The organism is Streptomyces sp. NPDC058001 (assembly GCF_042886315.1).
GTDB lineage: Bacteria > Actinomycetota > Actinomycetes > Streptomycetales > Streptomycetaceae > Streptomyces.
On sequence record NZ_JBHVQT010000002.1, the window covers coordinates 39,589 to 62,758 of the forward strand.

The following is a 23,170-nucleotide window of genomic DNA, read 5'->3' on the forward strand; positions in this document are numbered from 1 at the left end:
ACTCACCTTGTCGGGTAGGGGGAGGCGGGCGTCGGGGGCCGCCGCGGTCGGTGGCCTGTCGGGGTCATCGTCTCGCGCGGCCGAGCAGACGTGCCGCCCGGCGTCGTACCACCCCCGCGACCCCGCGCGCGCCCGGCGCGATCCGCACCGCGAGCGCCCCCGCGTGCGTCGCGTACGGCTGTATCAGGAGCACACCTCGGCGCACACTCGGTACTGCCGTGCGCCGCAGCAGTTTCGGTCCCGGCACCGCGTGCGCCGACGCGTCCCGGCTCGTGCCGTCGGCGAACCGCAGCCGCAGCCGGAGGTCCCAGGTGCCCGCGCCGAGCGCCGACAGGTCCACCGTGGCTTCGGCGATCCAGGTGTCGTCCTCGGACACGTCGGCCCCGGACGCCCCGGTCTCCGGGGCGAACGGCACCGTGCGCCGCTGCCCCACCCGCCCGCTCGCCCGGTCCACGAACTCGGCGTCCACCGCCTCGGGACCGGCCTGCGCGACCCGCCCGTACAGCTCGTGCAGACGCAGCCGCAGAACGGACGCACGCGCGCGGGGACGCAGTTCCGCGTCCACCGCGAGCGGCAGCAGATGCAGCGGGCGTACCAGCAGATGGTCGAGGGTGACCTGCGGAAGGTCATCGGACCAGACGGGGGTGCCGTCGGCGGCGCGCGCGTAGGGCGGACGCAACCGCGCGGGACGAGCGGCGATCTCCTTGATACGGGTCAGGTCACGCGGCTCGGGCGACGCCAGGATCACGCGCGCGACGACCCGCCCGGGAGCGGGCGCCCGCTCCAGGTCGGCGGCGTCGAACGTCGACAGGTACGCGCGCGTATGGGCCCACCAGACACGCCGGTACTCGGCGCCGCGCTGGTCGAGTTCCCGCGCGTACATGCGCAGTCCGCGGTCCAGGAACGAGCTACGACTCGCGCGCGCGAGCCGCTTCTCACCGGCCGCGAGAAACGTTTCGACGGCCTGGCGGTGGGCCTCCGTGCGCGCCCGCCAGTTGTCGACGCCGGAGCGGTCCAGCGAGATCGACAGCCGGTCCGCGTCGCGCCGCACATGCCACACGTAGACGGTGTCCGGGATCAGCGCGACGCGCGGCGCGGCGGCGAACACGCGCGCGGTGAACACGAAGTCCTCGTACGGGAAGCGTCCGTCGGGGAAGCGGATGCCGTGCTCGCGCAGGAAGTCGGCGCGGTACAGCTTGTTGACGCAGAGCGTGTCCCGCACCAGACCGGGCCGCCGCACGGGACGCGCGACGACGGTCTCCTTCGCGTAGAGCCGGGGCTGCCAGGGCACCTCGCGCCCGGACGGCAGCTCCCGGCGCACGCACAGCCCCGACGTGACCTCGGCGCCGTGCGCGACGGCGGCGCGCAGCAGCGCGTCCACCGCGCCGGGCGGCAGTACGTCGTCGCTGTCGAGGAACATCACGTACGGGGCTGTGGTGGCGGCGATGCCGTCGTTGCGCGGGGTGCCGCAGCCGCCGCTGTTGGTCTCCCGGCGCATCACCCGCAGGCGTGGCTCGGTCGCCGCGAGGCGGCCCAGCAGGTCCGCGCTGTCGTCCGTGGAGCGGTCGTCGACGGCGACGACCTCGCGGACGGCCGCGCCCTGGGCGAGCGCCGAACGCACGGCGTCCAGCACATGCGCGGCGTCGTTGTGACCGATCACGACGACGCCGACCTGGGAGACGCCGGTCGGCGACGTATCGGCCTGTGCGGAGTGCGGGGAGGAGAGATCCACGGAGCGAGACCTTAGGCGGTGCGGGTAATCATCCGGTAAGTATCGGTTGAGAGGATTCCTACGCTTTTTTTGTTGGACGGCCGAGAGGCCCCGCCGGTTGTGCGGATCCGGTGTTCTGTCCTGAGTCGATGTCGTTTCGTCCGGAGTCGGCTTTTTCGGCGGAGTCGATGCTTTGAGCGGAGCCGACGCTCTGGGTGGACCCCACGCTTTGGGCGGAGCCCTCGGCCGCTGTCGGCCGCCCCGCGCGCGTGGAGTGCCACAGCCGCCGGAAGGACAGCACCGTCGCGGCCGTGAGCAGCCCGTTGCGCAGCAGCATCAGCAGACAGCCGGCCCAGGTGGACGCGATGACCTCGCTGTACAGCACCGGATACACCACCGTGCTGGTGGCCGTCGCGGCGGCGAGCAGGAGCGCGACGGGCCGCTGCGTGGTGTGCCGCGAGGTGAGGCACACGGCCGCGAGGCCGATCAGCCACACCATGTACTGCGGGCTGATCACCCGGCTCGTGACGGTGAACAGGAGCACCGCGGTGAGCGCCGCGTCGAACGGCGTCGCCTCGTTCCAGTGCCGTGCCCGCAGCCGCCACATGAGCAGCAGCCCGAGGGCGGCCACCGTCAGCACGAGCGAGACGCCCGCGACGGCGTCCACGTACGGCCCGGTGAACTCCATCGCCCCGTACCGGTAGCGCACCTCGCCCGGCCAGCCCAGCCGCCGGGCCACGCCGAGCAGCGTGCCGCCCAGGGACTCGATCTGCACCCCGCGCGCGCCCTGCTCGCCCAGGAACTCCAGCGGATGGCGGAAGGTGACCGCGAGGGCCGTCATCGAGGCGCCGACGGCGACGGCCGCCGCCGTCCACGCCGCGCGCGTGGCACGCCCGCGTGGCGTGCCGAGGAGAGTCAGTGCCGGCCACACCTTGATCACTGCCCCGAACGCCGCGAAGACACCGCCCACGCGCGGGGAGCGTGCCGTCACGAGGAGGGCGAGGACGGCGAACGCGGTGACCTGGACGTCGTACCGGGCGAGCGGAACGTGCAGCAGCAGCGGCAGGCCGCCCGTCCACATCAGGGCCCCGGCGAGGGTCCGCCCGGGACGCGTGCCCGCGCGCGCGAGGGCGACGGTGACGATTGCGTCGGCGAGCAGGGTGAGCGTGACGAACGCCTGGAAGTACGTCAGCCACGGCAGCAGTCCCGGCGACAGCAGGACAGGACCCGCGCCCGGCGGGTACTGCCACAGCGGATCGGCCATCGGGAAGCCGCCCTGCTTGAGCACGCCGTACCAGTGGAAGTACAACTGGTGCACCTCGCGCGACACCCCGCCCGAGCCGAGCCATCCGGCGTCGTCCCGCAGCAGGAGCCACAGCATCAGCGCGCGCGTGCCGAGCCATCCGGCGCCGAGTGCCATCAGACGGTGGCGGGTTGCCGGGAGCGGGAGCGTACGGGAGCCCGCGGGGGCGTTCTGAGGGGCGAGCGTCTCGTGCGTCATCGAGCGGAGCGTAAGCCGACAAAGTGTGTGACAGCCTGTCGATACGGCTTAATGAGTCGCTATCGGCACAAAATCGGGCACATGGTGGTTCAGGTCGTTCAGTTGCCGCGGGTGCGGCGTCGGGGTGCGGCCCGTCCCGCGTCCCGCACTGTGGCCGTGCTCGTACCCGCCCTCACGATGCTCGCGCTCGCGCTGTGGGGCATCGACCGGGGCGGCATGTGGCGCGACGAGGCGGTCACCTTCCAGGTGGCGCGGCGGTCCCTGCCGGAGATCTGGCACCTGCTGCACACCGTCGACGCGGTGCACGGCGCGTACTACCTCGCCATGCACGCCGTACTCGCCGTCCACCCCGGCGAGGTGGTCCTGCGGCTGCCGTCGGCCCTCGCCGCGTCCGTCGCGGCCGGCCTGGTCGGCGCCCTCGGCACCCGCCTCGCGCGCCCGCGCGTGGGCCTGTGGGCGGGCCTCCTGTACGCGGTCACGCCGATGACCGGCCACTACGCGCAGGAGGGCCGCTCGTACGCGCTCGTCGCGGCCGGCGCCCTGGCGGCGACCCTTCTGCTGGTACGGGCCGTCCGTACCGGAACGGTCCGCGCCTGGCTCGGCTACGGGGCCGTCGTGGGCGGCACCGTACTGCTGCACGAACTGGCCGTCCTGATGTTGCTCGCGCACGCCGTGACGCTGCTCCTCGCGCGCGTGGCGGGTGACCGGTGGCGGGGGTGGGGGTGCGCGGCGGCCGGTGTGTGCGTGGCCGCGCTGCCGCTGGTGCTCGTCTCGCGCGGGCAGTCCGCGCAACTGTCCTGGCTCCGGCGGCCCACCGGGGGCGACGCGGTCGCCCTGCTACGGGACTTCACCGGGCCCGCGCCGCTGGTCGTCGCGGTCCAACTGGGCCTGGCGGCGCTGGCGGTGAGCGCGGTGAGCGGGGCGGGTGCGGCGGGCTGGGCGGGCGCGTGGCGGTCGTCCAGCCGTCAGGGGCGGCCGACCCTGGTGACGGTCGCCGTGCCGCTCCTCGTCGTGCCGCCGGCGACGCTGCTCTCGATCTCCCAGGTGTGGCCGCTGTACGACGCGCGCTATGTGCTGTTCTCGCTGGCCGGAGCGCCACTGCTGGCCGCGGCGGGCGGGGAGCGGCTGGCCGGGGTGGTACGGGGGTTCCGGCCGCCGGGGCAGGTGCCCCATCGGGCGGCAGGCGCGCTGCTCGGGGCGGCGGTGGTGGGACTCGCCTTCTGGTGGCAGGTGCCGTTGCTGCGGGCGGACCGGCTGGCCACCGAACGGCCCGACGATCCGGCGGCCGTGGCGGCGATGGCGACGGGTGCCCTCCGGGCGGGGGACGCGGTGCTGTACATGCCGTCGATCGGGCGCCGCACGGAACTGGTGTACCCGGAGGGCTTCCTGGGCACCCGTGACGTGGCGCTCCGCTCGGCGGCGGCTGCCTCCGGCACCTTGTACGGGCGGGAGGTCGGGCCGGCCGAACTCCGCCGCCGACTGGCCCCGCTCACCCGGGTCTGGGTCCTGACCGAGTCCTACGCGGCCGGCCCCGACTGGCACCCGACCACTTCGACGGAACGCGCCAAACGGGACGTGCTCCAGAGGGAGTTCGCCGTGCGGGAGGAGCGGCGGGGGCACGGCGCACGACTGCGCCTCTACATCCGCCTGCCGAATACACCCGCGCCCCGGACGTGACCGCCCCCGGACCTGACGGGCTCCCGGAGCTGAGCTTGCTCCTGGAGTTGACCGGCCACCGGACCTGACCGGCCCCCAGACCTGACCGGCCCCTCGCCGGGAGCCGCCACGCATTTCGCCGAGAGAGTCGGCTACTCGGTGCCCACGGTCGCCGTGTCCAGGGCCTGGGTCAGGCGGTCCAGGCGGGTGTGGAGGTCCTGGATCTCCGCCAGGTCGAACCCCGTCGCCTCGGCGATGCGGCGCGGCACGCGGACGGCCAGGGCACGCAGCGCCATCCCCTCACCGGTGAGGTGCACGTGCACCGACCGCTCGTCCAGAACGCTCCGCTCCCGCCGCACGAGTCCCGCCGCCTCCAACCGCTTCAGCAGCGGCGACAACGTCCCGGAATCCAGCCGCAGATACTCCCCGAGCCGCTTCACCGGCTGCTCGCCGTGCTCCCAGAGCACCAGCATCACCAGGTACTGCGGATAGGTGAGCCCCAACTCCTTGAGCAGCACGCGGTACACGCCGCCGAACGCACGCGACGCCGCGTGCAGGGAGAAGCAGATCTGCCGGTCGAGGCGGAGGAACTCCTCCTCGGGCACTTCGTCGAGGTCGTGCGGGGTCGCGGACGTCATGCGGCCAGTGTAGCTCGCCGCACATCACTCGATTTCGCACCATTTGATTTCGCGCTGCTCAGTTTCGCATAGCTCGGTTGTGCACAACTGGGTTGTGTGCTCTACTTGATCCAGAGGGCGGTCCGAGGCGGGCCGCCGACATGAGAGAGGTCTGGTTCCCCATGGACGCGCTGTACACCGCTGTCGCCACCGCCAACGGCCGCGAGGGCCGCGCCGTCAGCTCCGACGGTCAACTTGACCTGGCCCTGGCCATGCCCCCAGCCCTGGGTGGAAATGGCGAGGGCACCAACCCCGAACAGCTCTTCGCCGCCGGATACGCCGCGTGCTTCGCCAGCGCCCTCGGCCTCGTCGGCCGCCAGGCGAAGGTCGACACGAGCGAGGCGTCCGTCACCGCCGAGGTCGGCATCGGCAAGGACGGCCCCGGCTTCGGACTCGCCGTCACCCTCCGGGTCGAGCTGCCCGAATCCCTCGCCGGCGAGGTCGGCGAGCAGCTGGTCAAGCAGGCCCATGAGGTCTGCCCCTACTCCCGGGCCACCCGTGGCAACATTCCCGTCGAGCTGGTCGTCGAGTAGGGCCCGGCGGTCACCCCGCCCTCATCCGGCCCTCATCTCTCCCTCACCCCTCACCCCTCCCTCGGCGCGCCCCCGTTGACCCGCGCCAGCACCTCGCCCGTCTTGCGGCTCCAGGCCACCACGACCGCCTCCGGAGGCAGCCGCTGCCCACGGGTGAGGAGCAGCCAGTGCACGTGATAGCGCCGGGCGATGGACTCCCGTTCGGCGCGGGACGAGGTCGGGGCGAGATAGGTGTGGACGGCGGACATCCGCCGTGACCGTTCACGTTCGTCCAGGGCGGGGTCCGGCCAGGCGGGCGCCACCAGGTTCGGCCCGTACGCCGGCAGCGACCGGGTCGGCCGGTAGCCGTCCGTCAGCACCACCTCGCCAGGTGCGATGTACCGCGCCGCCCAGGTGTACGTCGGCCAGCGCGGCGGCTGGTCGAAACCGATCGGGTCCAGCGCGCGCGGCACCACCGCACCGGCCTGAATGGTCAGGAACCCCACAAGGGCACCGGCCACCGCGGCCACCCCGAGCGCCCGGCGCGCCCTCGACCAGGGCCGGGGCACCGTCAGCTCCACGGCGAGCGCGAACTGCAAGGGGACGAGCGTGAGGCCGATGATCCTGCCGTAGGTGTAGTGGCCGGTGACCCAGCCATAGGCGATGACCGCGCAGTTCAGGGCGAACATCAGGACCAGGGGGTCGCGGCGGTCGCGGTTCCAGCGGAGGTAGAGGGAGGGGAGACCGAGGGTTGCCGCCAGCCAGAAGCGGGCCGGCATCTCCTGGTAGAGCTGCCGGTGCATCGCGTCCACGCTCTGGTCTCCGACCAGGGAGAAGACGGAGTAGTACGGCCAGATCGCGGCGAGGGCGCCCGCCGTGACCAGTGCCAACCCCCACCTCTTGAGCTGTCCGTCCTTACGGCCGGTGCGTCGGGACAGGGCGAACGCCACCACCCCGGTCACCGTTCCCACCGCCGTGATCGGATGGATCAGGAGGGTCAGACCGGTCAGGGCGCCCACGGCTGCGTACTGCCAGAAGGGGGCCGCGTCGGTGCCGGTGCCGGTGCTGGTCTCAGTGCGGGTGCCGGTGCGGGTGTGAGTGCCTGTGCGGGTCTCAGTGCGGGTGAGGTGGGCTGTCCAGGACCAGATCCAGAAAGTGAGGCCGATGGCGAACGTCGAGGGATAGGCCAGGTTGCCCGTCATGGACATCAGACCCAGATAGCCGCTCCACCAGGCCATCCGGGTGCCCCACAGCAGCACCATCGCGTACAGCGCGAACACCGGCGCCCAGCGGTGCGGGGTCAGGGTCCGGACGAAGCGGCCGATGCCGGTGAGGAGGACGAGGAGGTTCAGCGGGCCGGTGAGTTTGACGACCTCCCAGCCGGCGAGTCCGGTCAGCCGGGCGAACAGTGCCTGCGCCACGGCGTAGGGCGAGTAGTAGGGGCTGCCCGCGCCCGGCAGGTCCGCCATCGGGTGCCGGGGGTGCAGCAGATTCGCCTTGAGCCGTTCGACGACCGCCGCGTGCTGACCGAAGTCGCAGCACATCGGCACCCGCCAGTAGGCCAGCGTCATCACCACCCAGAACAGGGCGCCGAACACGAGATAGGGGGAGGGGTGCCACCGGCCGCCCCGCAAGGCGGTCGCGCCCCGCGCACCGCTCTTCTCCAGCAGACCGGAACTCATCGCATCAACCGTTCGACGACCCGGGAGGTGGCCTGACCGTCGTCCAGATCGCAGTACGCCCGGCGGAAGGCCGCGTATGCCTCCGCGTGCCGGGCCGCGGTGCCGTCCAGGTCGCGCAGGGCCGCGATCACCTCGTCGGTGGAGGCGAGCAGCGGGCCGGGGGCGCCCGCCTCGAAGTCGACGTAGAAGCCGCGGACGGTGTCGCGGTAGTGCGCCAGGTCGTAGGTGTGGAAGAGCATCGGGCGGCCGGTGTGCGCGAAGTCGAACATCAGAGAGGAGTAGTCCGTCACCAACACATCGGCGATGAGGAGGAGTTCGGCGGCGCGTGGATGGTCCGTGACATCGCGGACGAAGGGGGCGCGGGCACCGGTCAGCCGGCCCGACGTCAGCGGATGCTTGCGGACCAGGAGCAGATGGTCCTCGCCGAGTGCGCGTTCGGCGGCGCGGAAGTCGAAGGCGCCGTCGTAGCGGAACCGGCCATGGGAGTGCGGGAGGTGGTCACGGTAGGTGGGCGCGTACAGGACGACGCGGCGGCCCGGTTCGATGCCGAGCTTCCTGCGGAGGCGCTCGGCGATCTTGTCGCGGTCGTCGGCGAACAGCAGGTCGTTGCGCGGGGAACCGGCCTCCAGGACCTCCCCTTCGAAGCCGAGGGCGCGGGTGAGACGGGGGGTGGAGAACCGGTTCGGGGAGACGAGGACGTCCCATTGGCGGGAGAGGGCGGGCAGCAGGTCGAGGTGCGCGTGGTCGGCGTAGAGCGTGTCGGTGAGGTCGGCGCCGACCCGTTTGAGGGGCGCCCCGTGCCAGGTCTGGACGACGGTCTGGCCGGTGCGCCGTTCGAACCAGTCCGGCAGGTGTCCGGCGGTGACGATACGGCGGCAGCGGGCCAGCGCCTCGTACCAGGCCGTGCTGTACTCCTCGACGCCCCGGGCGGCGGGCGGTACCGGGGTGCGACGGTCGCGGGTCACCCACAGGTGCTCGACCTCGGTGCCGCGCCGGACCAGTTCGTCGTGGACCGCGCGCGGCGAGTCCCCGTCGAAGTACAGGACCGCGTCCCGCAGCGGCAGGGCGCGCTGGGCGGGATAGTGCAGGGTGCGCAGCCGGTGGCTCCGGTACGCGCCGCGTTCCTCGGGGGCGAGGACCGAACCGGCGAGTACCACCAGGCGGTCGCCGAACCGTACGTCGAGGGTGAACTCCCGTCCGCCGCCGGCCCGTCCACCGCTCGCCCGTCGCACCGGCAACCCCGCGGCGACCGGTGCGAGGAGCCGTACCGGGACCCCGTCCTCCGCACGCGCCGCCAGTACGGCGCCCTCCGCCGCCGGGACATCCCCTGCCCCCGGCGCGTCCCCCACCGTCGTCTCGCGCAGGAACACGTACCAGCTTCCCTCGAACAGCGCCCCGCCGCCGGGGGTGAAGCGGGCCGTGAAGCGGTCGGGTCCGCGTTCCAGGGGGACGGTGATCTCCTCGCCGAGTCCGCTGTGCCGCAGGACGAGTTCGGCGGGGCCCCAACTGGCGTCCGCCATCGGCCCGGACAGGGTGACCGTGCCGTCGTTCGCCCAGGTCAGCTCGGATGCGAAGGGCTGGCGGGTGAGTTCGACGACGAGTTGGCCCCGGTCGTTGGCCATCGCGCAGACCTCGCGGCCCGGCCGGGTCGCGTACCGGCCGGGCGGCAGGGCGAGGGCGGCGGCGACGGACTTCAAGGTCTCGTCGGGCAGGACGAGGTTGACCTGCCAGCGGTCGCCGTGCGGCGGTTCGACCTCCTTGGGCGCCCGGTGCGGGGCGGGAGGGACGTCCTCCAGAGCGGTGACCGGCAGCCGGACCTCGAAGCGTTCCCCGTTGAGGGTGACCGGGTAGTCGAACTCGGTTCCGGCGCCCGGATGGGTGAGCCGCAGCGCGGTCGGCGCGATCCCGCGGACCCGGCCGCTGAGGACCAGGTCGTCGCCGTCCCGCCGGTGGGCCTGGACCAGGGCCGTGTACTCGGTGATGCGCAGGACGAGGCGGCCCCGGTTGTAGCCGAGCGTCAGCCGCATGCCGTTGCCGAGTTCGCGGACCACGGAGCGGGCCGCGGCGGCGTCGATCGCGCGGACGGCGGAGCGGCGGACGGCGCCGTGCCCGGCGACGACCATGCCGAGCAGCCAGGTGCCGGGGCGCCAGCGGCCCCGGATCTTCAGCTGCTCCGGATCGATCGTCATCTCGAAGCCGGACGCGTCGTAACAGTGCAGCCGCTGCCGGGAGTTCTCGGTCGCGACCGGGTCGATCACGGTCCGCACCGGCACCCGGCGCACCTGCGTGCGGTTGCGCGTGGCCCTCAGCAGCCCGGTCCTGACGGAGTGCCCGTTACTGCCGGAGAGTCCGTTCTTGCCGGAGAGCGCGTTCCTGCCGGAGGGTCCGGGCTTGCTCGCTTCCAGGTTGCGGACATAGGCGTAGCCGCTGATCCGCAGCGTGCCGTCGTCCTGCCAGCCGGCATCCCGCACCCGCGCGATCACCGGCAGGTCCCCCCGCCGCAGCCGCGCGGTCTTCTCCGGTACGGGTCCCACGCCCGGGTACTCGGCCCGGCGCCGCACCGATCCGCGTACCCGGAAGGCGTCCTGGCCGCGCTGTCCCGCCGCGAGCAGCGCGACGAGTTCCGGCAGCCGGCGTTCCCGTACCAGCTGCCACTTCACGCGCAGGTCGACGGGCAGGTCGGCGACCACGTCGGGGGCGGCCCGGCGGAGGAATTCGGCGGTGCCGTCGAGGAAGGTGTTCCGGTACTCCGGGCCGCCCATCGGCAGGCCGTCGAGGAAGTACAGGAAGTCGTCGCGCAGACAGGACGCGTCGTAGGTCTTCTTGTGCGCGGGCGCGTGCACGGACAGGAAGCGGCTGACGTGGTCGCAGGCGGCGATCCGGTCGCGGACGCCCTTGACGTCGGTGCGCCGCCGGGTGATCGAGCCCTCGCGCACCCGCCAGTAGTAGACGTGGTCCGCGAGGACGTCCACCGCGCCGGAGAGGAAGTGGGCCGGGATCATCACCGGCGTGTCCTCGTAGAGCTTGCCCTCGGGGAAGGTCAGACCGTGCCGGTCCCAGAACGCCCGGCGGAACACCTTGTTCCAGGCGACCCGGTCGGCGAGCAGATCCGGATCGCGGGTGACATGGGTGGCCTCGCGTGGTGCGGTGAGCCAGGTGTACTGCCATGCCTGGTACCGGCCGCGCTCGCCGAGCCGCCAGACGTTGCCCGTCGCGAAGTCGGAGCCGGTCGTGTCGAGGCTGGTGATCATCCGCTCGTAGGCGTCGTGCACCACGATGTCGTCGCTGTCGACAAAGGTGAGGAACGCGGTGGAACGCGAGGACTCCCGGACCCCGGTGTTGCGCGCGGCGCTCAGCCCCGCGTTCTCCTGGCGCAGATAGCGGAAGCGCGGGTCGCGGGCGGCGAACTCCTGGGCGATACGGGGGCTGTCGTCGGTGGATCCGTCGTCCACCAACAGGCACTCGAAGTCGGGGAAGGTCTGCCCGGCGATCGACTCCAGGCACTCCGCCAGATATTCCTCGACGTTGTAGACGGGTACGACGACGGTGAGACGGGGTTGCGCGGTGACAGTAGGCATTTGTCGCCTTTTCCCGTTTCTGTCACTTTCTTTGCCTCTGATCACCCTTCCGGGTGACGGAAGGTCTTCGACACCTACTCCCTCGCTGACTACCTTCGGGAGATATGTGCCGTTTCTCCGTCGTCGTCCCCGCCCACCGCGTCCAGGGGTATCTGCGGGAATGCCTCGAATCCGTGCTCGGCCAGTCCGCAGGAACCCGAGACACCGTCCCCGGGGAAGGATGGGCCACCGCCCCATCGGACGGGGTGGCCACCGCCCCCTCGGGACCAGACGCCACCGGCCCCTCGGGACCAGACGCCACCGCCCCCTCGGGACCAGAGGCCACCGGCCCCTGCGGAACCGGCGCCGCCGACCTCGAAGTGATCGTCGTGGACGACGCGTCGCCCGACGCGGACGCCGCGATCGCCGCGGAGTATGCGGAGCGCGACCCGCGCGTGCAACTCGTCCGCCTCGACCGGCACTCCGGCACCGGCGCCGCCCGCAACATCGGAGCCGAACGCGCCCGCGGCGACTATCTCCTCTTCCTCGACGGCGACGACCTCCTGCTGCCCGGCGCCCTCGCCGCCCTCGACCGGGCCCTCACCCGCGCCGCCGACCCCGACGTACTGATCTTCGGACACGACACCGTCGACTGGTGGGAGACCGTGCGCCCCGCCGAAGACAACCTCACCGCCGACCCGCTCGCCGTCACCCCCGCCGCCTGGAACCGGGTCGTGCGCCGCGCCTTCTGGACCGCCCACACCCTCCGCTTCGCCGACCACGCCCCCTACGAGGACATCGTCCCCGTACACCGCGCCGTCCTCCTCGCGGGCGAGCGCGTCGCCGTACTCGACCGGGTCTGTGTGCGCTGGCGCAAACGCCGCGGCGGCAGTGTCTCCACCACCCCGGGCCGCGCCCACTTCACCCTCTTCGAGCGGTACGAGACCCTGCTCACCGGCATCGGCGCCGACGACCGCGCCCGCCTCTTCCCGTATCTCGCGGACCGGCTGCTCGCCGTGCTCACCGACACCGGCCGGGTCCGGCAGGCCGACCGGCGTGACTTCTTCCGCGAGGCCGCCCGGCTGCACCGCGCGCACGCCCCCGCCGGACACACCCCCGCCACCGCCGAGGCCCGCGCCCTGGCCGCCGGTTCCTTCCTCACGTACGACAAGCTCCGCAAGGCCGACACCCGGCGCCGGCGGATGGCCGTCCGGCTGAAGCGGCACAAGAAGAAGCTGCGCGGCCAGGTCATGCGGGCCGCCTACCGCGCCGACCTGCGCCGCGGCCTCGACCCCCATCTCGCCGTCTACGGCGCCTACTGGAACCGCGGCATCTCCTGCAATCCGGCCGCCATCCACGCCAAGGCCCGCGAACTCGCCCCGCACATCCGGGGCGTGTGGGTGGTGTCGGGGCAGCACCAGGAGCGGGTGCCCGAGGGCGTCGATTACGTCGTGGAGGGCTCCCGCCGCTACTGGCAGACCATGGCCCGTGCCACGTACCTCGTGAACAACTCCAGCTTCCCGGGCGGCTTCACCAAGCGCCCCGGCCAGATCTACCTCCAGACCCACCACGGCACACCGCTGAAGAAGATGGGCCTCGACCAGCGGCGCTACCCGGCCGGGACCCATGGCATCAGCTTCCAGAAGGTCCTCGACCACACCGACCAGTGGGACTACAGCCTCTCGTCCAACCCGCACTCCACCGAGATCTGGGAGCGCGTCTACCCGTCGACGTCCTACCGCGCCCTGGAACTCGGCTACCCGCGCAACGACGTCTACTTCAGCGCCGGCGCCGACCACCGCGCCCACGTCCGCGCCGCCCTCGGCATCCCGCCCGACCACACGGCCCTGCTGTACGCGCCCACGCACCGCGACTACCAGAAGGGTTTCCTGCCCCGCCTCGACCTGGAACGCTTCGTCCGCGCCCTCGGCCCCGGCCATGTCGTCCTCGTCCGCGCCCACTACTTCTACGGCGCCGGCACCGGCCTGAACGACCACCCCGGACTTCTCGACGTCACCGGACACCCGAGCGTCGAGGACCTCTGCGTCGCCGCCGACGCCCTGATCACGGACTACTCGTCCCTGATGTTCGACTACGCCTGCCTGGACCGCCCGATCGTCACCTACGCGCCTGACTGGCAGGCGTACCGGCTGGCCCGCGGCACCTACTTCGACCTGCTCTCCGGACACCCCGGCGACACCCCCGGAGCCGTCGCCACCTCCGAGGACGAACTCGTCGACCTGTTCCGCCAGGGCGCCTGGAACACCCCGGCGACCACCAAGCTCCGCGAGGCGTTCCGGGCCCGCTTCTGCCCGTACGACGACGGGCGCGCCGCCGAGCGGGTGGTACGACGGGTGTTCCTGGGCGAGGAAACGACCGGCACCTGACAGAGCCGGCACCTGACAGAGCCTCCACTCGACAGAGCCGGCACCTGACAGACACCGCACCTGACAGACACAGCGAGGGAGGGGCGCACCCCGTGGGCACGCCCCTCCCTCACAGGCAGGTGTTACTTGACCGCCCCGGCCATCACCCCGGAGACGAACTGCCGCTGGAAGGCGAAGAACACGGCCAGCGGGATCACCATCGAGATGAAGGCGCCGGGCGCCAGCACATCGATGTTGTTGCCGAACTGCCGGACCTGGGTCTGCAGCGCCACCGTGATCGGCTGGTTCGCGGCATCCGCGAAGATCAGCGAGACCAGCATGTCGTTCCACACCCACAGGAACTGGAAGATGCCGAGCGAGGCGATGGCGGGCCCGCCGAGCGGCATCACCACCTTGAAGAACAGCCGCAGTTCACCGGCGCCGTCCAGCCGGGCCGCCTCCAGGAGTTCCCGGGGGATCTCCGCGAAGAAGTTCCGCAGCAGAAACACCGCGAACGGCAGCCCGAAGCCGACGTGGAACAGCACCACACCCATGATCGAGCCGAAGACTCCGATGTCGCCGAAGAGCTTCGCGATCGGCAGCAGCGCCACCTGCACCGGCACCACCAGCAGGCCCACGACACCGAGGAACCACCAGTCGCGGCCCGGGAACTCCATCCAGGCGAAGGCGTAGCCCGCGAGGGAGCCGATCACCACCACCAGGACGGTCGTCGGGACCGTGATCAGGATCGTGTTCCACAGGGAGTCCGTGATCGCCGGGTTGTCGAGCAGCGTCGAGTAGCTCTCGAAGGTGAGCTTCGACGGCTCGCTGAACACCGTCCACCAGCCGCTGGACGCCAGATCGTCCGGCGCGCGCAGCGAGGAGAACAGCAGCCCGATCGTCGGCACCAGCCAGAACAGGCCGACCACGATCAGGAAGACCCGGACGAGTCCACCGCTGGTCCACTGCGCGATCCGGGAGCCGAGCGACTCCTTCGCCGTGACCGAACCGGCGGCCGGGCCGGGCGCGGTCTTCAGCACCCCACTTTGTGCGGCATCGCTCTGCGTGGTCATCGCCGCCCCTCCCGCCTCAACCGCCGGATGTTGAACAGCATCAATGGGATGACGAGCAGCAGCAGGATCACGGAGATCGCACTCGCGACGCCCGGTCTCCCGTCGTTGAACGCCGACCGGTAGAGCTGGAGCGCCAGCACGTTCGCGTCGTCCTGCGACGAGCCCGGGGCGATGATGAAGACCAGGTCGAAGATCTTCAGCACATTGATCATCAGCGTGACCAGGACGACCGCGAGGACCGGTGCGAGCAGCGGCACGGTGACCTTGCGGAACACCTGCCACTCCGACGCGCCGTCCACCCGCGCCGCCTCCAGGAGTTCCCTGGGCACCGCCGCGAGCCCCGCCGCGATCAGCACCATCGCGAAGCCCGCCCACATCCAGACGTACGACAGGATGATCGAGGGCGTCACCAGAGTCGGGCCGAGCCAGTCGACTCCGTTGTACGGTTCGCGGAAGTTCGAGCCCGGCAGCCGCAGTTGGGCGCCGTCCGCCTTCGCGGAGAGCGTGAAGGAACCGTCACTCGCGGCCTTCGTCGAGTCCACGACCTTGCCGTCCTTGACGGCCTCGATCCGCATCCCGGGATAACCCAGCTCCGCCGCGTCGACCTCGCCGAGCTTGCCCACGCCCTTGCCGCGTGTGAAGTCCTGCCAGGTCGTCCCGGTCACCTTCCCGGGGTCCGCCGCCGGCGCCTTCGCGGCCTTCGCACTGCCCGGCATCTGGTCCGGGGCGACCCCGACCAGCGGCAGCGCCACCGGTACGCCGGCCCGTACCGGATCCTTCGTGACGAACGCGCCGCCGCCCGCGCTCTCCAGCGGCGACTGACGGCCCGGGTGCGCCTTCGGGAACGCCGAGGCGTCGGCGAAGGTGTCGTGCACGCCCACCCACACGGCGTTGGCGACCCCCCGCTCCGGGTCCTGGTCGAACACCAGCCGGAAGATGATGCCGGCCGCGAGCATCGAGATGGCCATCGGCATGAAGATGACCAGCTTGAACGCCGTGCCCCAGCGGACCCGTTCGGTCAGGACCGCGAAGACCAGACCGAGCGCGGTCGCGACGGTCGGCGCGAACACGATCCAGAACACATTGTTCTTGAGGGCCGTGCGAATGCCGTCGTCGCTGAACACCTCTGTGTAGTTGTCGAATCCGGCGAAACCGCCACCGGCGGAGTCGGAGAGGAAACTGCGGACCAGTGAGTACCCGATCGGGTAGACCACGAGCGCGCCCAGGAGCACCACGGCGGGCAGCAGGAACAGCACCGCCACCGTCTTACGCGTACCCGTCACGCTCTTGCGTTTGCTGGAGGGCGGGGGAGCCGCCGGACGACCGGCGACATCCCCCGCGGAAACCGACGTCATCCTCGGATCAGTCCTTGTACGCCTTGGCGGCGTCGGACTCAAGCTGCGCCTGGATCTTCGCGATGTCCTTCGGGTTGCGCAGGAAGTCCTGGAGCGCCTTCCACTCGCCCTTGCCGGGCGTGCCGCCGAACGCCTGCGGGGCCTGGTCCGACATGTCGAAGCGGAAGTCGTCGCCCGCGTCGATGAGCGCCTTCGCGATGTTGCGCTGCACGTCATTGGGGTACGCCGCAAGGTCGGCGTTCTTGTTCGGCGACAGATAGCCGCCCTGCTTCGCCCACAGCTCCGCCGCGTCGGGCGAGGCGAGGAACGTCAGCAGGGCCTGGCCCGCCTTGGAGTCCTTCAGCAGCATCGCCGCCTCACCGCCGCTGATCGCCGGCGACTTGTCACCGACGGCCGGGAAGGGGAACACCTTCGCGTCCACGCCGACCTCGGCCTTCGCCTCGGTGACGTTGATGCCGACGAAGTCGCCCTCGAAGACCATGCCCGCCTTCGGCTGGTCGCCGCCCGTGAAGGTCTGCTCCACGGAGCGCGGGAACTCGACCTGGAGCGCGCCCTTGTTGCCGCCCGCGATGAAGTCCTTCTTGCCGAAGAGTTCACCGAGCGTGGTGAGCGCGTCCTTCACGGACGGGTCGGTCCACTTGATCTCGTGCGCGGCGAGCTGGTCGTACTTCTCCGGCCCTGCCTGCGAGAGGTAGATGTTCTCGAACCAGTCCGTGAGCGTCCAGCCGTCCGCGCCGCCGACCGACACCGGGGTCACACCCGAGTCGTAGACGGTCTGCGCCGTCGTCATGAACTCTTTCCAGGTCTTCGGCTCCGTCGCGCCCGCGTTCTCGAAGACCTTGGTGTTGTACCAGATCAGCGACTTGTTGGCGGCCTTGACGTACACGGCGTACTGGGTGCCGTCGACCTTGCCGAGATCCTGCCAGCCCTGCGCGAAGTTCTTGGTGAGCTGCGCCTGCGCCTCCGCGCCGACCGGCTTGGCCCACTTCTTGTCGACCGCCTGCTTGACGGCGCCGACCTGCGGCACCAGCGCGACGTCCGGCGGCGAGCCGCCCGCGACCTTCGCCCCGATGAAGTTGATGATCGGGTCCGGCGCCGGGACGAACGTCACCTTCGCGCCCGTACGCTTCTCGAACTCCGCCAGGACCTTCTTGAAGTTGGCCTGCTCGGCGCCCGTCCACACGGCGGCCACCGAGATCTCCTCGCCGTCCAGCTTGGGGAGTTGGAGAGAAGCCTTGCTCTCCTTCGGAGTGCTCTTCGCGTCGTCCTTCTTGTCACCGCCGTCACCGCCGCACGCGGTGAGGGTGAGCGCGAGCGCCCCCGCGACGACCGCCGCCCCTACCTGGGCCCTGCCCCTACGCTGCCAATAGATGCTGCGCATCACTGCCCCGCCCAATTCCCGCGCTTCATCGCGCGTACTTGCCTTGCGAACGCTGTCCCGTGGGTCTGGTGTAGTCCCGGCCCGACAGGGGCGGCAAGGGCGGCGGCCCGCTCAATCGAACGGTCGTGACGGGGTCGTTATGGACCCCCCAAACGCCGGGCGGTGCGGCGAAGTCGTGTCCGGCGAGAAGCGTGCCCCTCACGGAGGGTGAGGGGCAACCGCTTTCACAGGAGGGACGTTACCTCCGACGCGTGGACCGAACGGGCCGCCCGCTCCAGGGCGCTGGCGAGCAGCGCCAGGTCGGTCGGGCCGTTGCCCAGCTCCCTGACCGGGCGGCGGGTCGGCGGGTCGCCCATGCGCGCCCAGTCCAGCGCGACGACCGTCGGCCGCAGGGTGGCCGTCCGGGGGATCCGGCCGGTCACCCGACCTGCCTGAAACGCCGTCACCCGGCCGTCCGCGCCCCGCAGTACGCCCCGGCCCGGCGCCGGATCCTCCGGTCCGGCGCCCGGTGCGTCGAGGCCGATCCGCAGCCCGGCCCGCAGCGCCAGCTCCGTACCGGCGACCCGCTCGCCCCGGCCTGCCGCCGCCACCAGATGCACACCGAGCCTCTCCCCGTCCCGCGCCACGGCCTCCAGGGCGCGCACCACGGAACCGGCCGCGGGACGCCCCGGGGAGCCCAACGGCGGTGCGAGCAGCGCGTCGTAGTCGTCGACGACGACGACCAGGCGCGGCAGCGGCGGCCCCGGGTCCGTCCGTGCGGGGGACGCCGAAGGGCGCAGCCGCAGCGTCGCACTCGGCGGCGGGTCCAGGTCAGCGGCGCCCCCGCGCTGCGCCACCATCCGGTTCGTGACCTCGCGCTGTGTGTGCCAGTCGGCGAAGCCGAGCCGGCCGAGGAGTTCGGCGCGGCGCTTCAGCTCGGCGGTCAGGGACTGCGCGAACTCCCGCATCCGCACCGGGTCGTTGGCCGTCAGATACGTCGTGACATGCGGCAGCTCCGTGCACACGCCAAGACCGTCACCCGGCCCGCTAGCACCACCGGACGCCAGCGCGCCCGTACCCCCGCTCGCGCCGCCCGCCGTGTCCCGGCCGTCGATCAGCACGATCGCGAGCCGGTCGGGGCGTTCGGCGGCGGCGAGCGACGCGGCCACCGAGCGCAGGAGTTCGGTGCGCCCGCTGCCCGTGGGTCCCTCGGCCAGCAGATGCGGACCCTCGTGCGCCAGGTCCACGCAGACCGGGCCGCGCGGTCCGGCGCCCAGCACCGCCCAGGCCCGGCCGCCCAGTGCCTCGGTGTCGTCGGCCGCCGCCGCCCACCGCGCCATCAACGACGCCGGGGTGGCCCGCGCGAGGCCCAACTCGTCCAGGAGGCGGGCGACTTGGGGCAGTGGCGTGGACACGCGTGGGTGCCGCTCGGCGCCGGAGCCCTCGGTGCGCAACGGGGCGAGCGCCCGCGCGAAACGCTCCGCCCAGGCCGCCGACACCGCGTCCACCGACGCGACCGTGCCCTGCCCGGCGATCCTGCCGCGTGCGACGCGCAGCAGCCGCAGGGCGGTGGCCACGTCCCCGCTGAGCAGCGCGGCGGCCCCGCAGTCCCGGAAGACGGGCGACACGGCGCACGCCGTCTCGTAGGTCCGCTCGACGGACGAGGCCGCCGTCGCCGGGTCGGTCTCGGCGAGACACACGACATGGATCCCCACCGCACCGCCCTCGGCGCACAGCCGCCCCACGGCCTCTCGCAGCGACGCGGAACCGGGGTCCCCGTCCACGACGAGCACGGTGTACGAGGCGGGCGCGCTCCAGGGTGCCTCGCCGGGACCACGGGCCCCATCGGCACTGCCCGGCGCCGTGCCCCGCTCGGCGCGTTCCTCCAGCAGCCGCAGCAGCTCCGCCGTACGGGCCGCGGCCTGGTCCCGGTCGTACGCGAGCAGCAGCCGGCAGTCCTGGCCGTGTGTGGGCCGCAGATGCGGGAGCCAGCCGAGCCAGGACCACTCGGCGGCCCGCTCACCGGCCGACCGCGAACGGTCCGTGCTGATCAGGACGATGTCCAGGACTTCCGGCGCGTGCAGCGCGGCAAGCTGCGCGACGACGGACCGGGCGAGTCCCGCCAGCCGCGCGCGCGGCCCGGCGAGACCGAGCCCGCCGACCTCACGCAGCCCGACCGTGACCGGCACGGCGGGCAGCGGTCCGGTGCCGTCGGGCGCGTGCCGCTCGGTGGTCCCGAGTCGCACCGCCAGAGCCTCCGGATGTCCGGTGCCGCGCTCCCACAGCCGAGGTCCCGGGCCGATCGCGGTGAGCAGCAGGGCCGCCAGGTCGGGCCAGAGGTCGGCTGGGGTCGTGGCGCCCGGACCGCCGGGTGCCGTCTCGCGCGCGTGCCCCCGTATGTCCGTGCCGTCCCGCTCGTCGGTGCCGTCGGGCTCGCCCCGGCCGCCCGGACCGAACCGCCGCGCCCACGCCGACAGACCGCCCCGCCGGCGCGCGCCCCGGGGCAGCTCGGTCCCGCGCGGGGGAGTGCCCGCCGGGTTCCGTATCGGATCGTGCGCCTGATTCGGGTAGCCCGGGGATGTGCGCTCGGCCGAGGGGGCGCCGCCCTGCTCGGGCACCAGTCGACGGCCCCCGCGCGCGGAGGACCCATCGGCACGGCGCTCGGCCCCCCGGTGCCCGGGTCCCTCGCCGTACGGACCCGCGGGCAGCCGCCCCGAGCCCTCATCGACCGCGCCGGGCCCCCCGCCCTCGCCGTACCCGCCCGCCGTCCTCGCCGTGTCCCCGGACGCGCCCCAGTCCGCCGAGCCGTACGCGTGGTGCGTACCGGCCGCCGGATCCGTGGCTCCCGGGCGCCCCTCGCGCGGGGCGCCGTCCTGGTGCGCGGGCACCCGGACGTGTCCCTCGTTGTCGGGCGTCGTCGGTACGGGCCGCGCCGTCTCACCCGGGGCGGCGAGGCGCAGCGTCGACTCGCCGAGGCGCAGCAGGGCGCCGGGGCGCAGCGGGACCGGCCGGTCGGCGATGGGGGCGCCGTCGAGTGTCGTGCCGTTCGTCGAGCCCAGGTCCTGGACCGTGACCGCGCCGTCCGGCGCCACCGTCACCGCGCAGTGCAGCCGCGACACGTCCGGGTCGTCCAGCGGGACGTCCGCCCCCGACGACCGGCCCACGCGGATCTGCCCGCCGTGCAGCAGATGCACCCCGCCCGCGTCGGGCCCGGCGACGACCTGCAACTGCGCCGCGCCCCCCGACGGATCGGGGCCGGGGTCGGCCGGTGCGCCCAGGGACAGCACGGCGCCGTCGAGCAGCGGTGGCTCGCCGAGGGTGCAGCGCTGCGCGTCGAGCCGGTCGGCCCCCGCGTACACCACGACCGGTCCGTCACCGCCCGCCACGGCCGTGGCGAGGCCCGAGGCCACCGCCGCGAGCGCGGTCCCGGCGGGCGCGGTGACCAGCACGTCTCGCGGCACGGCACGGCCCTGGGCGGCGGGGCGCGCCCCGGTCCAGGGGACGACGGTCAGGCGGATCTGCATCGCCGTCAGCGGTCCCTTCTGCGCGGGTGCCCGGCACGGGGACTGCGCTGTGATTCCCCCCACCGCACTCGGGCACGACGGCCAGTACGGGAGGCATCCTCGCACCTGCCACCGACAACACGCCCGGCGGCCACCCGTTCGTGATCTTGATTGGTCGGCTCTGCCCGCAAAAGTGCCCGCCCGGACGCCTTGGGACCGGTCCCGGCAACCAACCGCCCCGAGCACGCGTCTTCCCCTCGAACACCGATCCGGACCCGGACTCGTACGGGACAGCCGGTACAAACCGTACGCAATCGGGAGGACATCCCACCGGTGCCCGACCCGACGATCAGGCCGGGGCTCCGCGCGGCGGCACTACAGTGGGTCGGAACATCCGTACCAGACGAGTACCGACTAGCAGCACCCGGCCCCTACGACCAGGGCCCCCGGATCGTAGCCAGAGCAGCAGGGAGCGCATGACGTGCGGCCGGTAGGCAGCAAGTACCTCCTGGAGGAGCCGCTCGGACGCGGCGCCACAGGCACCGTGTGGCGGGCCCGTCAGCGGGAGGCCGCGGGCGCCGAGGCGGCCGTCGCGGGCCAGCCCGGCGAGACCGTGGCGATCAAGGTCCTCAAGGAGGAGCTGGCTAGCGACGCGGACATCGTGATGCGCTTCCTGCGCGAGCGGTCCGTCTTGCTGCGGCTGACCCACCCGAACATCGTCCGGGTCCGCGACCTTGTCGTCGAAGGCGATCTGCTCGCCCTCGTCATGGACCTCATCGACGGCCCCGACCTGCACCGCTACCTCCGCGACAACGGCCCCTTCTCGCCGGTCGCCGCGTCCCTGCTGACCGCCCAGGTCGCCGACGCGCTCTCCGCCAGCCATGCCGACGGTGTCGTGCACCGCGACCTGAAGCCCGCGAACGTCCTGCTCAAGCAGGACGGCGGCGCGATGCATCCGATGCTCACCGACTTCGGCATCGCCCGCCTCGCGGACTCACCGGGCCTCACCCGCACCCACGAGTTCGTCGGCACCCCCGCCTATGTCGCCCCGGAGTCCGCCGAGGGCCGCCCGCAGACCAGCGCCGTCGACATCTACGGCGCGGGCATCCTGCTGTACGAGCTGGTCACAGGCCGGCCCCCGTTCTCCGGCGGCTCCGCGCTCGAAGTGCTGCACCAGCACCTCAGCGCCGAACCCCGCCGCCCCTCCACCGTGCCGGACCCGCTGTGGACGGTGCTGGAGCGCTGCCTGAGCAAGAACCCGGACGACCGCCCCAGCGCCGAGAACCTGGCCCGCGCGCTGCGCACGGTCGCCGAGGGCATCGGCGTGCACGCGAACTCCGCGCAGATCGCCGCGGCCGACGGCGTCGGCGCCCTGCTCGCCCCCGACCCGTCGCCCGCGCCGGTCCCGGACACACCGGGCGCCGCCGACCCGACCCAGGTCCTGCCGAGCACCGCGGGCGCCTACGACCCGAACGCCGTCACCAGCTTCCTGCCGGGCGCCGGCGGTGACGCGGACCCGACGTCCGTCATGCCGCACCGGGGCGCCCCCGACCCCACCGCCGTCCTGCCGCCCGTGCCGCGGCACGGGCCCGGCGACCCGGGACAGGGGGGCGGGCCCGAGGACCCGCACCCGTGGCAGAACCAGCTCCGCGCCGCCCGTGACCGCAACGAGCAGACGCAGGTCCAGTACCTCGACCCGGGCGAGGACCCGCTGCGCCGGCGCCCGCAGCGGCAGGTCGCGCGCCCCGAGCCGCAGCGCCGCCAGACCCGGCAGCCGCAGGCCCCGCCGCCCCAGCAGTACGCGCCCCAGCAGCAGCACCAGCCGCAGCGGTACGCGCCCGCGCCCGTGCCCGAGCGGCAGCCCCAGCACTACGCGCCGCCGCAGCAGCCCGCGCCGCGGCCCCCTCGCGAGCCCCGGCAGCGCAGCGCCAACCCGATGCGGATCCCGGGGCTCGGCTGCCTCAAGGGCTGTCTGTTCACGGTCGTCATCCTGTTCGTCGCGGGCTGGCTGGTCTGGGAACTGAGCCCGCTCCAGGACTGGATCGGTACGTCCAAGGGTTACTGGGCCCAGCTCTCCGACTGGTTCACGACGGTCACCGGATGGATCGGGGACCTCGGGAACAGCGGCTCGGGCTCCGGTACGGGCAGCGGCTGAGCGGACGCGATGCCCCAAGGGGGCCGCGACTTCGGTGATTTGTCGACATCCACCGGGTGATT

At 72.7% G+C, this 23,170-nt stretch carries 13 protein-coding genes; 4 read left to right on the top strand and 9 right to left on the bottom strand.

Features of this window, described 5'->3' with window-relative positions:
• Positions 1-64: 64 nt before the first annotated feature.
• Positions 65-1,732: a glycosyltransferase family 2 protein gene (locus ACFVT5_RS03710; RefSeq protein ID WP_389881077.1), complete on the bottom strand. Its 1,668-nt coding sequence runs from the start codon at positions 1,730-1,732 to the stop codon at positions 65-67.
• Positions 1,733-1,790: 58 nt separating this feature from the next.
• Positions 1,791-3,131, bottom strand: a complete 1,341-nt coding sequence (locus ACFVT5_RS03715; protein WP_389882046.1) for a glycosyltransferase 87 family protein — start codon at positions 3,129-3,131, stop codon at positions 1,791-1,793.
• 237 nt (positions 3,132-3,368) lie between these two features.
• Between ACFVT5_RS03715 and ACFVT5_RS03720 the strand changes: the two genes are divergently transcribed.
• Positions 3,369-4,889 (top strand): glycosyltransferase family 39 protein, encoded by a 1,521-nt coding sequence (locus tag ACFVT5_RS03720; protein WP_389881079.1) that lies wholly within the window; start codon positions 3,369-3,371, stop codon positions 4,887-4,889.
• Between the two features lie 131 nt (positions 4,890-5,020).
• Here the strand turns inward: ACFVT5_RS03720 and ACFVT5_RS03725 are convergent, their stop codons facing one another.
• Entirely contained in the window at positions 5,021-5,506 is a 486-nt protein-coding gene (locus ACFVT5_RS03725) for a MarR family winged helix-turn-helix transcriptional regulator (protein WP_389881081.1), read from the bottom strand.
• A gap of 161 nt (positions 5,507-5,667) precedes the next feature.
• On the opposite strand from ACFVT5_RS03725, the gene ACFVT5_RS03730 reads away from it, so the two are divergent.
• Positions 5,668-6,078: an organic hydroperoxide resistance protein gene (locus tag ACFVT5_RS03730; RefSeq protein ID WP_389882048.1), complete on the top strand. Its 411-nt coding sequence runs from the start codon at positions 5,668-5,670 to the stop codon at positions 6,076-6,078.
• A gap of 50 nt (positions 6,079-6,128) precedes the next feature.
• Here the strand turns inward: ACFVT5_RS03730 and ACFVT5_RS03735 are convergent, their stop codons facing one another.
• Both ACFVT5_RS03735 and ACFVT5_RS03740 read right to left on the bottom strand, forming a co-directional pair.
• On the bottom strand, positions 6,129-7,739 hold the full coding sequence (locus ACFVT5_RS03735; protein WP_389881083.1) for a hypothetical protein: 1,611 nt from the start codon (positions 7,737-7,739) through the stop codon (positions 6,129-6,131).
• On the bottom strand, positions 7,736-11,317 hold the full coding sequence (locus tag ACFVT5_RS03740; RefSeq protein WP_389881085.1) for a CDP-glycerol glycerophosphotransferase family protein: 3,582 nt from the start codon (positions 11,315-11,317) through the stop codon (positions 7,736-7,738). The genes ACFVT5_RS03735 and ACFVT5_RS03740 overlap by 4 nt, the downstream gene beginning before the upstream one ends.
• Positions 11,318-11,421: 104 nt before the next feature.
• On the opposite strand from ACFVT5_RS03740, the gene ACFVT5_RS03745 reads away from it, so the two are divergent.
• Positions 11,422-13,683, top strand: coding sequence for a CDP-glycerol glycerophosphotransferase family protein (locus ACFVT5_RS03745; RefSeq protein WP_389881086.1), 2,262 nt, complete (start codon positions 11,422-11,424; stop codon positions 13,681-13,683).
• A 122-nt stretch (positions 13,684-13,805) separates the two neighbouring features.
• On the opposite strand, the gene ACFVT5_RS03750 is transcribed toward ACFVT5_RS03745, so the two are convergent.
• From ACFVT5_RS03750 to ACFVT5_RS03765, 4 genes are all read right to left on the bottom strand, one after another.
• On the bottom strand, positions 13,806-14,735 hold the full coding sequence (locus tag ACFVT5_RS03750) for a carbohydrate ABC transporter permease (RefSeq protein ID WP_389881088.1): 930 nt from the start codon (positions 14,733-14,735) through the stop codon (positions 13,806-13,808).
• A complete protein-coding gene (locus tag ACFVT5_RS03755; RefSeq protein ID WP_389881090.1) occupies positions 14,732-16,090 on the bottom strand; it encodes a carbohydrate ABC transporter permease in 1,359 nt (452 codons plus the stop codon). The genes ACFVT5_RS03750 and ACFVT5_RS03755 overlap by 4 nt, the downstream gene beginning before the upstream one ends.
• Positions 16,091-16,097: 7 nt before the next feature.
• Positions 16,098-17,471 (bottom strand): ABC transporter substrate-binding protein, encoded by a 1,374-nt coding sequence (locus tag ACFVT5_RS03760; RefSeq protein WP_389881092.1) that lies wholly within the window; start codon positions 17,469-17,471, stop codon positions 16,098-16,100.
• Between the two features lie 224 nt (positions 17,472-17,695).
• On the bottom strand, positions 17,696-20,974 hold the full coding sequence (locus tag ACFVT5_RS03765) for an FHA domain-containing protein (protein ID WP_389881094.1): 3,279 nt from the start codon (positions 20,972-20,974) through the stop codon (positions 17,696-17,698).
• A 460-nt stretch (positions 20,975-21,434) separates the two neighbouring features.
• Here ACFVT5_RS03765 and ACFVT5_RS03770 point away from each other — a divergent pair, with 460 nt between their 5' ends.
• The gene (locus ACFVT5_RS03770) at positions 21,435-23,108 is read left to right on the top strand and encodes a protein kinase (RefSeq protein WP_389881096.1); all 1,674 of its coding nucleotides are present in this window, start codon (positions 21,435-21,437) and stop codon (positions 23,106-23,108) included.
• Positions 23,109-23,170 lie beyond the last annotated feature (62 nt).

Excerpts from the sequence above, each read along its gene's own strand:
- ACFVT5_RS03715 (WP_389882046.1), bottom strand. The coding sequence starts at position 3,131 with ATGGCACTCGGCGCCGGATGGCTCGGCACGCGCGCGCTGATGCTGTGG.
- ACFVT5_RS03725 (WP_389881081.1), bottom strand. The coding sequence starts at position 5,506 with ATGACGTCCGCGACCCCGCACGACCTCGACGAAGTGCCCGAGGAGGAG.
- ACFVT5_RS03730 (WP_389882048.1), top strand. The coding sequence starts at position 5,668 with ATGGACGCGCTGTACACCGCTGTCGCCACCGCCAACGGCCGCGAGGGC.
- ACFVT5_RS03735 (WP_389881083.1), bottom strand. The coding sequence starts at position 7,739 with ATGAGTTCCGGTCTGCTGGAGAAGAGCGGTGCGCGGGGCGCGACCGCC.
- ACFVT5_RS03740 (WP_389881085.1), bottom strand. The coding sequence starts at position 11,317 with ATGCCTACTGTCACCGCGCAACCCCGTCTCACCGTCGTCGTACCCGTC.
- ACFVT5_RS03745 (WP_389881086.1), top strand. The coding sequence starts at position 11,422 with ATGTGCCGTTTCTCCGTCGTCGTCCCCGCCCACCGCGTCCAGGGGTAT.
- ACFVT5_RS03750 (WP_389881088.1), bottom strand. The coding sequence starts at position 14,735 with ATGACCACGCAGAGCGATGCCGCACAAAGTGGGGTGCTGAAGACCGCG.
- ACFVT5_RS03755 (WP_389881090.1), bottom strand. The coding sequence starts at position 16,090 with ATGACGTCGGTTTCCGCGGGGGATGTCGCCGGTCGTCCGGCGGCTCCC.
- ACFVT5_RS03760 (WP_389881092.1), bottom strand. The coding sequence starts at position 17,471 with ATGCGCAGCATCTATTGGCAGCGTAGGGGCAGGGCCCAGGTAGGGGCG.
- ACFVT5_RS03765 (WP_389881094.1), bottom strand. The coding sequence starts at position 20,974 with ATGCAGATCCGCCTGACCGTCGTCCCCTGGACCGGGGCGCGCCCCGCC.